The sequence below is a fragment of the Christensenella hongkongensis genome (assembly GCF_000981035.1).
Lineage (GTDB): Bacteria > Bacillota > Clostridia > Christensenellales > Christensenellaceae > Christensenella > Christensenella hongkongensis.
Window position 1 is genome coordinate 1 of the sequence record NZ_LAYJ01000002.1, and the last position, 13,541, is coordinate 13,541.

At 47.9% G+C, this 13,541-nt stretch carries 16 protein-coding genes; all 16 read right to left on the reverse strand.

Going from position 1 to position 13,541, the window contains the following annotated elements; all coding sequences use genetic code 11:
• A partial coding sequence (locus CHK_RS00010) for a GTP-binding protein (RefSeq protein WP_046441754.1) occupies nt 1–107 on the reverse strand: 107 nt, incomplete at its 3' end.
• A gap of 143 nt (nt 108–250) precedes the next feature.
• On the reverse strand, nt 251–1,879 hold the full coding sequence (locus tag CHK_RS00015; RefSeq protein ID WP_046441756.1) for a VanW family protein: 1,629 nt from the start codon (nt 1,877–1,879) through the stop codon (nt 251–253).
• 167 nt (nt 1,880–2,046) lie between these two features.
• Nucleotides 2,047–3,942, reverse strand: coding sequence for a VanW family protein (locus CHK_RS16965; RefSeq protein ID WP_046441759.1), 1,896 nt, complete (start codon nt 3,940–3,942; stop codon nt 2,047–2,049).
• Nucleotides 3,943–4,016: 74 nt separating this feature from the next.
• The gene (locus tag CHK_RS00025; RefSeq protein ID WP_046441761.1) at nt 4,017–4,412 is read right to left on the reverse strand and encodes a secondary thiamine-phosphate synthase enzyme YjbQ; all 396 of its coding nucleotides are present in this window, start codon (nt 4,410–4,412) and stop codon (nt 4,017–4,019) included.
• A 13-nt stretch (nt 4,413–4,425) separates the two neighbouring features.
• Nucleotides 4,426–5,052 (reverse strand): redox-sensing transcriptional repressor Rex, encoded by a 627-nt coding sequence (locus CHK_RS00030; RefSeq protein ID WP_046441763.1) that lies wholly within the window; start codon nt 5,050–5,052, stop codon nt 4,426–4,428.
• Nucleotides 5,053–5,254: 202 nt separating this feature from the next.
• Nucleotides 5,255–5,896: a DUF4190 domain-containing protein gene (locus tag CHK_RS16770; RefSeq protein WP_052740051.1), complete on the reverse strand. Its 642-nt coding sequence runs from the start codon at nt 5,894–5,896 to the stop codon at nt 5,255–5,257.
• 46 nt (nt 5,897–5,942) lie between these two features.
• Nucleotides 5,943–6,527 (reverse strand): DUF4190 domain-containing protein, encoded by a 585-nt coding sequence (locus tag CHK_RS16265; protein WP_046441765.1) that lies wholly within the window; start codon nt 6,525–6,527, stop codon nt 5,943–5,945.
• A 276-nt stretch (nt 6,528–6,803) separates the two neighbouring features.
• Nucleotides 6,804–7,721 (reverse strand): AEC family transporter, encoded by a 918-nt coding sequence (locus CHK_RS00045; protein ID WP_046441767.1) that lies wholly within the window; start codon nt 7,719–7,721, stop codon nt 6,804–6,806.
• Between the two features lie 105 nt (nt 7,722–7,826).
• Nucleotides 7,827–8,528, reverse strand: a complete 702-nt coding sequence (locus tag CHK_RS00050) for a flavodoxin family protein (protein WP_046441769.1) — start codon at nt 8,526–8,528, stop codon at nt 7,827–7,829.
• Nucleotides 8,528–9,064 carry a helix-turn-helix domain-containing protein gene (locus CHK_RS15395; protein ID WP_052740052.1) on the reverse strand — a complete coding sequence of 179 codons (537 nt, stop codon included), beginning with the start codon at nt 9,062–9,064 and terminating at the stop codon, nt 8,528–8,530. The genes CHK_RS00050 and CHK_RS15395 overlap by 1 nt, the downstream gene beginning before the upstream one ends.
• A gap of 188 nt (nt 9,065–9,252) precedes the next feature.
• Nucleotides 9,253–9,519 carry a phage holin family protein gene (locus tag CHK_RS00065; RefSeq protein WP_046441771.1) on the reverse strand — a complete coding sequence of 89 codons (267 nt, stop codon included), beginning with the start codon at nt 9,517–9,519 and terminating at the stop codon, nt 9,253–9,255.
• A 13-nt stretch (nt 9,520–9,532) separates the two neighbouring features.
• Nucleotides 9,533–10,312, reverse strand: a complete 780-nt coding sequence (locus CHK_RS00070; RefSeq protein ID WP_046441773.1) for a peptidoglycan recognition protein family protein — start codon at nt 10,310–10,312, stop codon at nt 9,533–9,535.
• A 10-nt stretch (nt 10,313–10,322) separates the two neighbouring features.
• Nucleotides 10,323–10,589 (reverse strand): hypothetical protein, encoded by a 267-nt coding sequence (locus CHK_RS00075; RefSeq protein ID WP_046441774.1) that lies wholly within the window; start codon nt 10,587–10,589, stop codon nt 10,323–10,325.
• 19 nt (nt 10,590–10,608) lie between these two features.
• Nucleotides 10,609–11,319 (reverse strand): hypothetical protein, encoded by a 711-nt coding sequence (locus tag CHK_RS00080; protein WP_046441775.1) that lies wholly within the window; start codon nt 11,317–11,319, stop codon nt 10,609–10,611.
• Nucleotides 11,320–11,386: 67 nt separating this feature from the next.
• Complete coding sequence (locus CHK_RS00085; protein WP_046441777.1) at nt 11,387–11,788, reverse strand: hypothetical protein; 402 nt, start codon at nt 11,786–11,788, stop codon at nt 11,387–11,389.
• Nucleotides 11,789–11,799: 11 nt separating this feature from the next.
• Nucleotides 11,800–13,541, reverse strand: a 1,742-nt coding sequence (locus CHK_RS00090) for a phage tail protein (RefSeq protein WP_207641773.1), incomplete at its 5' end; no start/stop codon positions are given.

Below are 13,541 nucleotides of genomic sequence, written 5' to 3' on the forward strand. Positions count from 1 at the left end.
AGCACCGTTGTGATCGCTGCCGTCAGCGTTGTTTTTCCATGGTCTACGTGTCCGATTGTTCCAATGTTTACGTGCGGCTTGTTTCTCTCAAACTTACCCTTTGCCATTACTTTTTTTCCTCCCGAAAAATCATTTTGTTGAATGAGGTTTTTTCCTCAAATTTACTTTCAACGAATCATAATACGCTATAGTATAATATTTTAAGGTTTTCCGCGGCGTTTGTCAAGCATAACAACCGCTCAAAAACCTCTTATTCAGCGGGTGCATTCCCCGGATCGGTCACCGGATCGGTCGTCTCCTCAGGCGGAGCCGAAGGCTCTGTGGACGGCTGCGCAGAAGGCTGCGGATTGTTGGCCTCTTCCTCCTTGGCCTTAAGCTCAGCCGCCTGCGCTTTCACTTCCTCGATTGACGTTCCATCCGCAGGGATTGGTATCCCGCTGCCAAGCTCCACCACCGGCGCGCTCGCGTTGTAGGTGGAGGTCGTCACCTTGAACTTGTCGCCGATCTTCTGATCTGTCTCTTTATCGTACTTCTGGCCCCATATCTGGTATTTCTCACCCTGCTGTCCGACCTTTGTGCGCTGTATGCCGTACTTATCCAGTTCAGAGTTCGTCACATATTTAACGGCCGGTAAATCCTGCTTTTCGATCAGCTCACTCTCGAATTTCAGGTAATAGTCGCGTTCCACCGTGCCATAAATATCCACCGTAACCTTCATATCCGGGATATTACAGGTCACGATCATGACCATATCGTCCTCATATGGGTTCTTTACCTTGAAATCCGGTCCGCCGGTGGAGATCGTCGCGTCCATGCCCGGATCCACATATCCTGCCATAATGCTGTGCGGCAGCCTTGCCACGATATCCATTTCCGCGCGCAGAGCAGCATTATAGAAGGTGGAGGAAACCTGGCAGATTCCGCCGCCCGCCTGATCAGTATAGGTGCCGTTCTCAATTCCCGGCGCAAGCGCCCATCCAAGTTCTACCGTACGGTCTCCCACATAATCGTTGACCGAGAAGGTCTCTCCCGGTTTGAATACCGCGCCATTGAGTTTGTCGCTGATCATCCAGATGTTAAACTTCCTGCCCTTGGATGAGCTTGAACCAATTTTGGTGGTATAGCTTCCCATTTTTACCATTTCCTTGGGATTGGAAGACCCCTGCGCCTGCACCACTTCTACCGTAGCTTCAAAGGGCGCAAATTGCTTTGTTTCTATTTCATTTTTGACGGCGGACTTGATGCTTTCCACATCTACCTTCCAGCCGTCCTTTGCTTCCTGCGTTACAAGCGTACCGCCCGTAGTGAGCGCGTCCTCGTCTTTTTGTTTTTCCACGACAAAGGATGCTTCCACAGCTTCCTCGCCCCATTCCGCTCCATCGCGTTCCAAAAGGGATGCAAGCTTTGTTTCATCATAAGCATAGTCAATCGGCCAGTTCTTCGCCTCAACTTTGCCAAACTGCAAATCCCAGCGCGTACCTTCACGCCCGTAAAGCATCGCCTCCCGCAAAGGCGTTTCGTAGTCCACCGAGGCGCCCACTTCCGAAAGCGAATAGGAGTAAGGCTGATCTTTTACAGTAAACTCGATTTTGTTGTCGTTCATCATACTGTCGGCAACCGCTTTTACCTTTTCCTCACCCTGCTGGTATGTGAGCCCGCCAAGCGGCACATCGGCTACCGATACCCCCTCGACAAACGTACCTGTTTCAAACAGCTCTTTTTGCTTTTCGTCCGTTAATTTCACTTCGGAAAACATATATACGCAAAATAAAATTACGATAACTGCAGCCGCAATCGCCGCCGCAAATATCGCAATTCTTTTTGGGTTAACCACACGCGTCGTCGTTATATGGCCTCTTGCCGGCCTGTACTTTCTCATAGTCTCTTTTCTCTCCTACGCTGCTGTTTTCAGCTTGAATTATTCACTATCTATGATAGCTTATCGCCTTATGAATGTAAACACAACTTTCATTTATTCAAACAATTTTCATATTTAAATTGCATTAAAAAAGGCCCGCGCGATAAACACGCCGGGCCTCTTGTTTTTTATGCCGCTTCCCCCTCCGCAGGCGCCTCAGGCGTTGGCGTCTCTACCGGAGCCGGCGTTGGATCTGGTTGTGGTACCGGAGTTGGCGCCTCCGGTGTTGGCGTCTCTACCGGAGCCGGCGTTGCCGCCGGTGCGGTTCCGACATATACAATCGCCGGGAATGCCGCATAGGTTTCCGTCGAGAACTTCTCCTTCTTCACTTCGTTGCCATCCGCGTCGTACCAGTGCTTATACACTTCATAAACCCTGCGCGGATGCTGATCCTGCTTCACCCTGCGCTGTCCTTCCGCCATGGATGGATCCTGAATGACCTTCTCGCCTCCGCTGTAGGACTCGCTGATTTTTACCGAGGTAAAGTCTCGCGTGAGGCCGTCCTCAAATTTCGGCCCATAAATCGAAACCTCTATCGTACGCGCGCTGCCGTCGCATGTCGCTACAATATAGATCGGAATATCATAATTGTTCTGTATTTTGAAGTCCGGCGCGCCGGTTGAGATCGTCGCATCGAGGCCCCCGTCCACATAGGTAAGCGGCCACGAGTGATGCGTGCGGTCCACAACTTTTACCTCTGCCCGCAGGATCGAACCATAGAGCGTTGAGGAAACCTGGCAGATTCCGCCGCCTGCTTCTTCCTGGTATTCGCCGTTGCTGATGCCCGGCGCTCCCTTCCAGCCGCGGGAATATGTCCTCGGGCCCGCCTCTTCGTTGATCGACCAGGTTTCGCCCGGTTCAATCTTTACGCCGTTGATAATATCCGCCATTTTCCAGATATTATAACGCCTGCCCTCGGCAGAGCTGCCATATTCCGTCTTGAAGGTTCCAAGCATCGTATATCGGTCCTCAAGTTGCGCCTTTGTCAGCTTTGGCTGCGTCACCTGCGTTTCTGCTACCACCGTTTCAAAATTATTCTGCCCAAGCTGCGTGAAAATCGTTTCTGCAAGAGCCTCGTCGTCTACCTCTTTGCCCACGACCTCGTCTGTCAGGGTAATTTTGGAATTTGTGGTCATGGAGCCTTCGTCGGATATCTTCTCAAAATTAACGCCTGCATCCTGCGCGGGTACGTTGATTTTATCATCGTTTGCCTTGAGCGATTCAAGGATCACCGACTGATCGTAGGTAACGGGCATTTCTATTTCCACGCCCTTTTGCTTTGCGTCGTTAATTGCGCTCATGCGCTGCGCGAAATTACCCTCACGCCCGTACAATAGCGCCTTTTGCAGCGCCTGGTCAACGTCCGCCTTTGCACCCAGTTGATCTGCGGTAAGGCTGAAGGTATCTTCATCCACCTTGTAATCAATCGAAATTCCCTTTAAGGATTCGTCCGCTTTTTCTTCTACCAAAGGGCGCGCTTCATCAAGCGTCATACCCGAAAGGTCTACGCCTGCCAGCCTCACGCCGTCATAAAACGTTCCGTTGTCCAGTATTTCCTGAAGATTGTCTCCCGCGAGTGTATTCTTAGGCCCAAGGAACAAATATCCCATTACGCCCGCAGCCGCAATAACGATTACAAGCACCGTCACAAGGGCGATTTTTTTCGTGCTCCATTTTTTCCGTTCCTTTTTCCCGGTTTGGCCTTCCATCTTATTTTTGCCAAAGGTTCCCTGCGAAGCTTCGCTGCCCGCGGCACCCATTGCCGCATCTGTCTGCATTGCCGGTTCTTCTGCCGATGGTTCCTCCTCCGGCAGCTCATCTATTGGCGTTTCCTGCGGTACGCTCTGCTGCGTATCGGCCTCTTCCGGCGCGGACTGCGCTGCCGGCTCGTCTGCGGGCGCTTCTTCTGCAGGCGGCTGTGCCTGCATTTCGTTTTCAGGCATAGACGGCTCTTCGCCTATTTTTCTTGCCGTATGTTCTGTGTTCTTTTCTTCCCGGTTGTTTGCATCAAAATCGTTGGGCATTTGCTCTTTTTCCTCTCAATATCCTTCTACTGCGCAGTGCGCAAACGAGATTCCTCCCGCTTATCACAAAGTAGTTATTCCGCAGAACCTGCGGTTACATAAAACTGGCGGGAACGCGGCCCGTCAAATTCACAAAAATAAATTCCCTGCCAGACGCCGAGGCACAGATCCCCGTTTTTTACAGGGACGCTGACGCTGTTTCCCACCAGAATCGATTTCAAATGGGCGGGGGAATTTCCCTCGGCATGCCGGTAGTCAATATCCGGCGTAATTGCGTCAAGCGCGCGGATCATATCCGCACACACGTCGGGATCCGCATTTTCAGTGATCGTAATACCTGCGGTGGTATGCGGGCAATGCACGATCACAATGCCATTCGTTACGCCGCTCTTAATCACTTCCTCACGCACGCTGCGGGTAATATTGATAAAAGCCTCTTTTTTGTAGGTTTCCAAATCAAAAACTCTCATAGTGCCGTTCCTCTTATTTACTTACTTTCAATTTATATGACAACACATACAGGCTGTCCGAAAGATGCACGTTTTCCACAGCAACGCCGCGTCTTACCGCAACGTCTGTCGGGGCAAAATTCCAGATTGCCTTGATTCCAAAGCTCACAAGCAGATCCGCCGATTGCTGGGCATATTCCTTTGGCGTGCAGATAATCGCAATGTCGATATCCCCGTCCTTCAAATAGGTGTCAAGGCCCGCAATACTCTGTACCTTGCGTCCCTGTATATCCGTTCCGATCTTTGACGGATCGTTATCGAAAATGTCGATTACGTTAAAGCCTTCCAGCATAAAATTTTTATAACCCATCAACGCCTGGCCGATGCGTCCCGCCCCTACGATGATTACATTATAACGCTTATCCAGCCCCAAAATGCGCGCAATCTCTTTTTTCAGTTTTTGTACGCTGTAACCGTATCCTTGTTGTCCAAACCCTCCAAAGCAGTTGAGGTCGCGCCTGATCTGCGAAGCGTTAAGCCCCATTTCCAGACTCATCTGGGAGGAGGATATTTTATCCATCCCCTTGCCTTCCAGCTCTTCCAGATACCTGTAATATCTGGGCAGCCTGCGAATGACCGCCGGAGAAATTTTCTCACTCATAATAGTTTCTCCTTTTCCAAAATCCACGTATACTATTTTATTATACTACACACTTGCCAGTATGTGTGAAAAAATTTCACAACTTTTTCACAACTTTGGATTTATTAATCTGCTCAACGCTTCCTGACCATATCATCGTGCTTCCCTCAAAAGTAAAACAGGCACATCCTTTTTGGATATGCCTGCGTTAGCATTCATCTGATCAATAATACATCCAGTCGTAATAACTCAATCCCGTTGCGACTGCTGCAAACATAACGGCAACCACGATCATAACGATCACCGCGACCACAATAGCAACAATGCCGCAGATAAATCCTGCCGTCGCCATGCCCGCCTGTCCGTCAGGCAGCTTCTTTTTCGCCAGATTTCCAAAAATAATTGCCAGAATGCCAAGAACGATAGCCAAAGCCGGTACCGCGCAGGTTATGATACCAACGATACCACATACCAAACTGCCGATTGCAAAACCTTTTCCATTGTCTGCCGGATTCTGTACCGGAACTTGCTGGTATTGCTGCTGATATTGCTGAGCGTTCTGCTGGGGCTGCTGATATTGCTGCTGCTGATACTGCTGCTGCGGCGCCTGCTGGTATTGTGCATCCTGCTGCGCGCCCGGTTGCTGCTGTGGCTGAGCCGGCTGCTGCTCCGGTTGCTGATACTGTTGCTGCTCCGGCTGAGTTGGCTGCTGCACTGGCTGCTGATACTGCGTATCTTGCTGCGCGCCTGGTTGCTGCTGTGGCTGAGCCGACTGCTCCCCAGGCTGCGCTTCGTTTTGCGCGCCGCAAAACGGGCAGGCTTCTAAATTTCCGTCATAGTCCTGACGGCATTGTTTACATTCCATTATTTTATCCTTTCTTCTCTATAAATGACAACTCATCTACCGGATACTAATAAAGCCACCATAATCCTGTGCACGCGATTCCAACTGCTATTGTTACAAACAAAGCAACGATAAAACCTATGATTCCGCATACAAATCCTGCTGTGGCCATACCACTTTGAGCATTCGGGCCATCCTTACGCGCAAGAATAAAGAAAATGATCGCCATAGCGTTGATAATCAGTCCCGCGAACGGCACCCAGCACAGAATCAAGCCGAGGATGCCGCATACAAGCGACGCAACCGCCATACCTCTTTTATCTCCCTGTACAGGTACCGGCTGATACTGCTGCTGATATTGCGGCTGTCCATACGGCTGCTGGTACTGTTGATTTTGCTGTTGGTACTGTTGTTGGTATTGCTGTCCATTTTGCTGCGGTTGCTGATATTGCTGATTTTGCTGCGGCTGCTGGTATTGCTGTGCGTTCTGCTGTGGCTGCTGATACTGTTGATTTTGCTGCGGCTGCTGATATTGGGTATCCTGCGGCTGTTGCACAGGCGGAACATATGTTTGCTGCGGCGTCGCATTTCCGCAGTAGGGACAAGCGTCCAAACGGCCGTCATATTCCTGATGACATTTTTCACAATTCATAATTGTTTGCTCCTTTCGCTCTACCCTTTATTTATAACATATCCAAAGGCGTTTATCAAAGGTATATTCTTAATATTTCCTGACAATAGAAGGACAAAATTCTTAACTTTTGTTAAACCGTTCCGGGAATTCCAAAACGTGATATTTATAGAATTGAAACCGCTCCGTAAATACATTCTTTCTATTTGATCCGGCGGCGTGCCGGTCACGGTTCTTTTCGTACAAAAAAGACGCAGGCGGTTACAGGCCCCTGCGTCTTCCCATGCGTATATTCTTCTAGGTAATGTCCATCACCGCAAGCAACGTTGTAATAATGACCGTACTAAGCACGATCGTAATAGAATTGACCATGCTTGAAAGCGCCACATTTCCTTTGCATTTTTCTGTAAATACCGGCGCCATTGCCGGAATCGGCCCGCACAGCAGGATAACAAGTACCTGCCGTATCTCGAGCGAAAACGGCGATACGAAGTAAACGAGCACGGACAGCACCGCCGCAACGCCATACCGCAGCAAAATGATCACAACAGCATCCTTAATATATTCTTTTTTGATGTTCATCTCAAACATCATTCCAACCATAAACATGGCGAGGAATACGTTTGCAACGCCAATCGTGGAAGAGATTGAAACCACAAATTCCGGCATCCTGACTTGAAAGGACGTCAGGATAAGCATGATAATATAAACGTCAAACGGGATCGACGCAAACAAGGTTTTTAATATCCCGCCGATTCCCTTTGTATCGTTTTTGCCTGTAACGCCTTTTGCAATCGCATAGGTAGTTCCCGTGCACATAATCGAATTGCCCGTATCAAACATACAGGTCATGACAACGCCCGCCGGGCCAAGAAAATTCTGGATAAAGGGAAGAGTGTAGCATCCAATGTTATAACCCGCAAGGTTAATCATATAGAAGGCCTTTTCATCCGCACTTTTTTTGAGCGTAATCAGGTAGCCGATTCCAGACATCAGGAGATTGCAGGCAAGTCCGATCACAATCAGCCACAACAGCGACGAATCCATGATAAAGTTGGAGAAACTTGCAATAATCGTGGCAGGGAAGGTAATATTAAAAACGATCTTGGAAACCAGTACATAATCTTTGGGCCCAAAAAAACCAACGCGTTTTAAAATATATCCCAATAGGATAATACAAATCAATCCGATCGCTTTGCTCAACACTTCTGCCATTTACATTCTCCCTTTCCGCCGCACCTGTTTATTATATAACAGCATGATAATGGGCGCAACGAAAAAAGGATACCGCCATAAAAGCGGTATCCTTTTTTTACTTTCCTAACTGCGTTTCCACGGACAGTTCCTGCCCAGCCATCCGCGCTCCTCCCAGTATTCCCGGTCGAGCGGCAGCCATTTGTTGTTCTTCTGCATTTTCCGCATCATCAGAAACATGAATTTAGTGAAAAGTCCCGGTGGTTTGGGCGAGGCAACGTTACGCTTCACCTTTTTCGCCACCTTAGCGGCCTTTTTTTCGATCTGTTTCTTTTTCCGGTCCGTTACCTGTTCCCAATTCATAGCAAATACGCTTTCTCCAAATGAAAAAACTTTCGGAATACATATCCCTGAAAGGCAGCTCTTCATCGCCTTATTCGCCTGTTTTGTTCCATATCCTCCCGCAGTGGATATCACAAGCCCTGTTTTAAAAAACATCCCGGGATCCGGCCTGTGTACCATAAACCGGTACCCGGTGTGATCGAGAAAGCATTTCAGCTGTCCGGTCATCCCAAGAACATAAACAGGGCTGTCCAGCACAATAAGGTCTGCCTCCTCAAATGCTTCCATAATCGGTTTTACCTGCCCCGCATGCGGACATGTGTGTTCTCCGTTCACAAAGCAGGAAAAACACCCTTTACATGGCTCTGAAAAATTCCCCGGAAGAAAAAATTCCGTTATCTCACCTCCAAGCCGCTCCAAAAATATTTGCACGGTATGATAGGTGCTTCCTTTGTGCATGGCCCCATGCACAACTGCAATTTTCATTATTTCCCATCCTTTTTCTTTGTTTTTTTCCCCACATTGATTCCGTCGCCGATAATTTTACCAATTACTTTTCCGTGTACGCCATTTTTCACAGAACCCGAAACCCGTCCGTAAAGGCTCCCTTCCACGCATCCGGAAATATCGCCTTCCACCTTGCCCCAAACGCTGCCCTCCACATTCCCATAAATATTCCTCACACGGCCAAAAATGCCGCCCTTGACGTCTCCGTAAATATCGCCTTTGACCGTTCCAAAAACATTGCCCACATCCGCGTGAATGTCCTGATGCACGCCACCGAATATATTTCCAAAATAAGCCCTTTGCTGCTGGCCGATATCGTCCGTTCCCATCAGCTCGTCGAGCGATATCCTGAATATCTTTGCAATCTCCGGCATAATTTGTATGTCTGGTATTGATAAATCATTTTCCCATTTGGATACGGCCTGGTAGGTAACTCCAAGATGATTTGCCAGCTGCTCCTGCGTCCATCCGAGCTCCTTCCGCCTTTTTCTGATTACTGTTCCGATCTGATCCATAGCTCTTCCGTTTTCTCTCTTTCTTTTTCTGCAACCGATACGCAAAGTATACGCGAAAACGCCATAAAAAAGCAATCAACAGCTCTGTATATTTTCTCAACCGTTGGTTGATTTTTCTTTTTGGAACGCAAAAAAGCCGTATTCCAGAACGGAACACGGCTTTTTTGATTTCTATTTTATTTTTCAAATCATTTTCCCGGCATCTCATATCCGAGCGCCCTTGCACTGTCACCAACGCCCTTTGTCGTCGGATCAACAAGTGCATTGTAAAGCGCCGCCAGCATCAGGAACACGACATATGGATTGCTGACCGCTCTTACAATCAGATCTCCTATCGCCTGCCATGTCGTGAGATCCGCTCCCGTAATGCCAAAATAAGCAAGTACAGGCGCGATAACGGCAATTACCACCGATACCCAAAATGAAAAATTCTTTACCCTTACTTTTAAATTCATGCTGTTCTCCTTTCTATCGCAAAAGCTTCCACGTTTTTGGCCCGATCACACCGTCTGCGCCCGCGCTGCCAAGATCATAACCTTCCGCAATACGGGCCTTTTGGAAACGGACTGTCGCAGCCTTTGTATTCTTACCAAAAACACCGTCAATCTTTCCGGGCTCCGCAAGGTGGCACTCCAACCGTTCCTGCGCTTTCCGCACGTCATCCCCGCGCATCATGGGTGATACAAGCTTCAGATTTCGGAAAAGGTTTGAAAATTCATGTTCTTCTTCCCGTGTCTGCTCTGGCGCTGGCTGCAGCGCCTGATCATTGCCAAGCGCATAAGCCCTTATCTCGTCAAGTGGAAAGTACTGGCCAGGGCAAGTCGTGTAATCCCTGCCCGCTACCTCATTATGTCCCTTGATCTCGGTAATCCTGTAATACTGCGCCACTTCCCGCGTGATGCGCTTTATTCCGTCCTTCTGTGCCTCCGGCATTTGATCAATGTCAAAATTTCCAAGTGCAACGATTGCTACGGAATCGTCGTTCATTCCTTTTGTGGAAATATTGGAATTGTTGACGCTGCCGCCGCAGTATTCAAGCCCCCGCCCCCATACCACTCCTCCGTCCTTTTCCACACAAATGTTGTAATCAATGCCCTTGTGTCCTCTTGAGAGATGGTAAGCATGGATGCCCAGTACCGTTTCCAACGGTCCGCCGCACGTTTCATGCAGCAAAATCCGCTTCGTACTTTTGCGCGGTACAAGCGTCCCCTTAAACTTCAGGGCATAATCCTTTACAAATTCAAACATCCTTTTCTCCTTATTTACTTATGTGTTCTGTGATCCTGCAATGCGCCTGCTTTGCACTCTGCTCCACTGCAGTGATCCTCTCGCCCTGCAAATCGACTTTTTCCTCCAGTACCTTTACGTCCTGTTTGATCCCCATGATCGCATCCAATTTTGCATCCACACTGCCGCGCCATTTGCTTTCACCGGAAATCTTTTTATCCCTGCCTGATAGCCAGCCGGCAAGGCCGACAAAACATCCGACTACTGCAATCAGGACTGTAATTTCTATTGTGTGCATTGCTTTTCCCTCATAACTTTTACCATACTATTTCATATCCAAGTTTTTCCATCTTTTTAGCCGCATCTTTTCCCATAACCCATCCAGTTGTAACTCCATTTTTTTTGGTTATATATTTAATCTTATCGTTATCTGTTGTGCCAGAACTCTTTTTGCCAGATGATTTGCTACTTCTCCTTGCCGCTGCTTCCCTTTGTTGCCTTTCCGCCTCTTCCTGTCTTTTGCGTTCTTCCTCTTCCTGCCGCCGTCTTTCCTCTTCTTTCAGGGCAATTTCATATGCAAATTTAGCCTGTTCCATGGCTTGCGACCGTTGCTGCTGATCCAGTTCCGCCTGCTTTTGCGCCCAACTGCTTTTCAGTGTCGAGCTGTTTGTCATATAACTGTTTTGCAAATCTGACATCGCCGTGTTGTAGGAGGCATCCGCAGCACTTTTTGATCTCAGGTAATCCCTGAAAATATTAGACGCTGTCGTTTCCGTCATTCCCCCGCTGATTCCCTGTGCCGCAAGCATTTGGGGCATTTTTTTGCCTGCCATGGTTCGCGCAATATAAGCCTCCTGACTAGCCCTTTCCAGTTCCTGCTGCGCCCTTTTGGAGGCAGTGTCCCTCTGCTTGTCAAGGGCAGCCTGCTCCGCTGCCTGTGCATCCTGATATTGCTTTCTCTGCTCATCAAAACCCTTTGAGCTTTCGTTAAATTTGTCCCGGTATATATCATCCCAATTTGGTGCCATTTATTGTCCCTCCTGTTCTTATCGTTTTTCATTTTATTACTATTCTGCTTATTTATTCCATATCCGCTTATTTCCATTTGCCAATTGCCAATATGTATATGATTACAGCTTTTAACGTAAGCGGCGACGAGGCCGTAACCCATATCGTATCTCCAGATAACGTAGAAGCCCATACCGGCGTATTGGTCGTATTGGTTAATGCGACTTCTACGCTTCTGTATTTTGTCCCTATGAAGGGTACCGCGTAAGCTCCCTCACGTATTTCCGTCGGTTGGATATATACGGAATTTTTCTGTAAAGTTACTTCTAAATCTCCTATGTTAAATGTTTTTGTACAGATTAGAGTCCCGTCTGCAAATTTGATTGCAGTACCATTCTTATTTTCAATTCTTTCCGGGATGTAGTATTCTGGTGTACGTCCGCCCAGCTTTTCCGTATTTTCGACTGGTTTTGTTGTCTTAATACTCATTTTGTGCCTCCTCAATAAATTTCTGCATCGAGCTTCATCAATGCGTTATTTCCCCATGCGCAAACGGCTTGCGCCGGTTTGGACGCAAATGTTCCAAGAGTGAATGCCATGCCAGTATTTCCCCTGGCATATATTTCCTGAATAGTCAGTTTATCCAATATTCCTCCATTATATGCAATATACCAGGAGGAAACTCCCGTTATTGCCGGTACGCTTCTCATTGGCGCTGTAAACTTAACGTATACGTTGGCATTGGTTGGTGTGTATGCGATAGCACCGTTTAAATCTGATGGAAGAACTTGATAATACCGTTCGCACAGTGCCAATTCCTCTTGATACATTCGATGCACAAACGGCGTTGCGACATTTCCATATTCCAATTTTACCTGACCGATTTCCAAGCATCCCGCTGAAAAAACAGTCGGCCGTGAGAATCCGTATGTTCCCGCAGTATTTGTTGCCAATCCAATAATTACATACAGATAACCATCTTCAGACGAGAACGTGCCTTCCGGAATATCAAATGTCATAGATAACCTTTGTTCTTGACTATCCAATGAAAATTCTTTTGTTGCAATAGAGTCCGTTGATACCGGCCCTTTCCCAACGTACGCCGTAATAGTTCTCGGTGTTGGGGTATACGCTTCAAAAGATAGTGTCAGCGTCTTCCCGTTTAAATAGTCGCCGAAATTTTTTGCAACTTCTACATATTGGGATATTCGCGCATTATTATTTAAAGCTTGCGTGGCAATAATCGCACATTGCCTTTTTCCGTTGTTTCTCGCAACTGTTGCCGAATTGTCACTGTTTGCCGAATCGAATCGCCACCGGTCTGCTGTATAACCGCCACCTGTAAAATTGCTTTCGCCGCGTTGCCACACCTGAAAGTCGCCGTTGATGATTAGATTCTGGTTATCACCTTCCACAACCGGAACGTCCCCATCCATATCCGGCGTCTTCCCATTGACAGATAACACCCTGCCCGCAGGTACCAAATAGACACGGTCAATGTATGCCGTTCCTTCGAATGTCGTGTCCGAATAGATCACAATATCACCTGCGCTGTTTTTTTCCATTTCAAACAGCACTGCCTTCATCTTATCCGTTTCCGTCGTATCGTAAAGCGCAGTCAATACGCAATGCTCACCCCGCCTATGCTCGCGTTCGGGGATATTCAGTACATATCCGCCGGCTTCGTTCTCCTGCCAGTCGGAATCAGAAAACGCCCAGATGCACGGCGGAGCGGTTACCCCTATTTCCTCATAAGATCTATCGTATTTGATAATATAGTTGCATACGAGATAAGGTTGAAGATTGTTTTCTGGCGCAGTACTTCCAACAACTTTTACGCCATATCCTGCTACTGGTCCGACCGACGCGCTATTGGTAATATTCATCTGATTCGTAAATTCAATAACACTACCATTAAACGCGCTTCTCATCTGTCCATTATGCACTAACATCTGTGCTGTTGCCGTTCCGTTCGTTAAGTCGTAGCTTTGCGTCTCACTCCCTCCTGCCTTGCCAAGCGTGTCAAACGTGTCCTCATCCTTACCGACTCCCACGCGTCCCCGCATGTCCGGAACGCGAAATGTATTTGCCATATCATCGGCCTGGTTGTATCTCGTACCAATAATTTCAAAAAGAGTTTTATAATCCCCATTTGTTGGATAACTCGCGCCGTCGCACCATAAATATCCATCCGGCAATGTCTCGCCTGCAAAAAATTTCATACATCCTACAGGTTCAAATT

What these genes read in the sequence shown, in the direction of transcription:
- CHK_RS00025 (WP_046441761.1), bottom strand. Translation starts at nt 4,412, where the DNA reads ATGAGAGTTTTTGATTTGGAAACCTACAAAAAAGAGGCTTTTATCAAT.
- CHK_RS00065 (WP_046441771.1), bottom strand. Translation starts at nt 9,519, where the DNA reads ATGAATTTAAAAGTAAGGGTAAAGAATTTTTCATTTTGGGTATCGGTG.
- CHK_RS00015 (WP_046441756.1), bottom strand. Translation starts at nt 1,879, where the DNA reads ATGAGAAAGTACAGGCCGGCAAGAGGCCATATAACGACGACGCGTGTG.
- CHK_RS00030 (WP_046441763.1), bottom strand. Translation starts at nt 5,052, where the DNA reads ATGAGTGAGAAAATTTCTCCGGCGGTCATTCGCAGGCTGCCCAGATAT.
- CHK_RS16265 (WP_046441765.1), bottom strand. Translation starts at nt 6,527, where the DNA reads ATGAATTGTGAAAAATGTCATCAGGAATATGACGGCCGTTTGGACGCT.
- CHK_RS15395 (WP_052740052.1), bottom strand. Translation starts at nt 9,064, where the DNA reads ATGGATCAGATCGGAACAGTAATCAGAAAAAGGCGGAAGGAGCTCGGA.
- CHK_RS00080 (WP_046441775.1), bottom strand. Translation starts at nt 11,319, where the DNA reads ATGGCACCAAATTGGGATGATATATACCGGGACAAATTTAACGAAAGC.
- CHK_RS16965 (WP_046441759.1), bottom strand. Translation starts at nt 3,942, where the DNA reads ATGCCCAACGATTTTGATGCAAACAACCGGGAAGAAAAGAACACAGAA.
- CHK_RS16770 (WP_052740051.1), bottom strand. Translation starts at nt 5,896, where the DNA reads ATGGAATGTAAACAATGCCGTCAGGACTATGACGGAAATTTAGAAGCC.
- CHK_RS00075 (WP_046441774.1), bottom strand. Translation starts at nt 10,589, where the DNA reads ATGCACACAATAGAAATTACAGTCCTGATTGCAGTAGTCGGATGTTTT.
- CHK_RS00085 (WP_046441777.1), bottom strand. Translation starts at nt 11,788, where the DNA reads ATGAGTATTAAGACAACAAAACCAGTCGAAAATACGGAAAAGCTGGGC.
- CHK_RS00050 (WP_046441769.1), bottom strand. Translation starts at nt 8,528, where the DNA reads ATGAAAATTGCAGTTGTGCATGGGGCCATGCACAAAGGAAGCACCTAT.
- CHK_RS00070 (WP_046441773.1), bottom strand. Translation starts at nt 10,312, where the DNA reads ATGTTTGAATTTGTAAAGGATTATGCCCTGAAGTTTAAGGGGACGCTT.
- CHK_RS00045 (WP_046441767.1), bottom strand. Translation starts at nt 7,721, where the DNA reads ATGGCAGAAGTGTTGAGCAAAGCGATCGGATTGATTTGTATTATCCTA.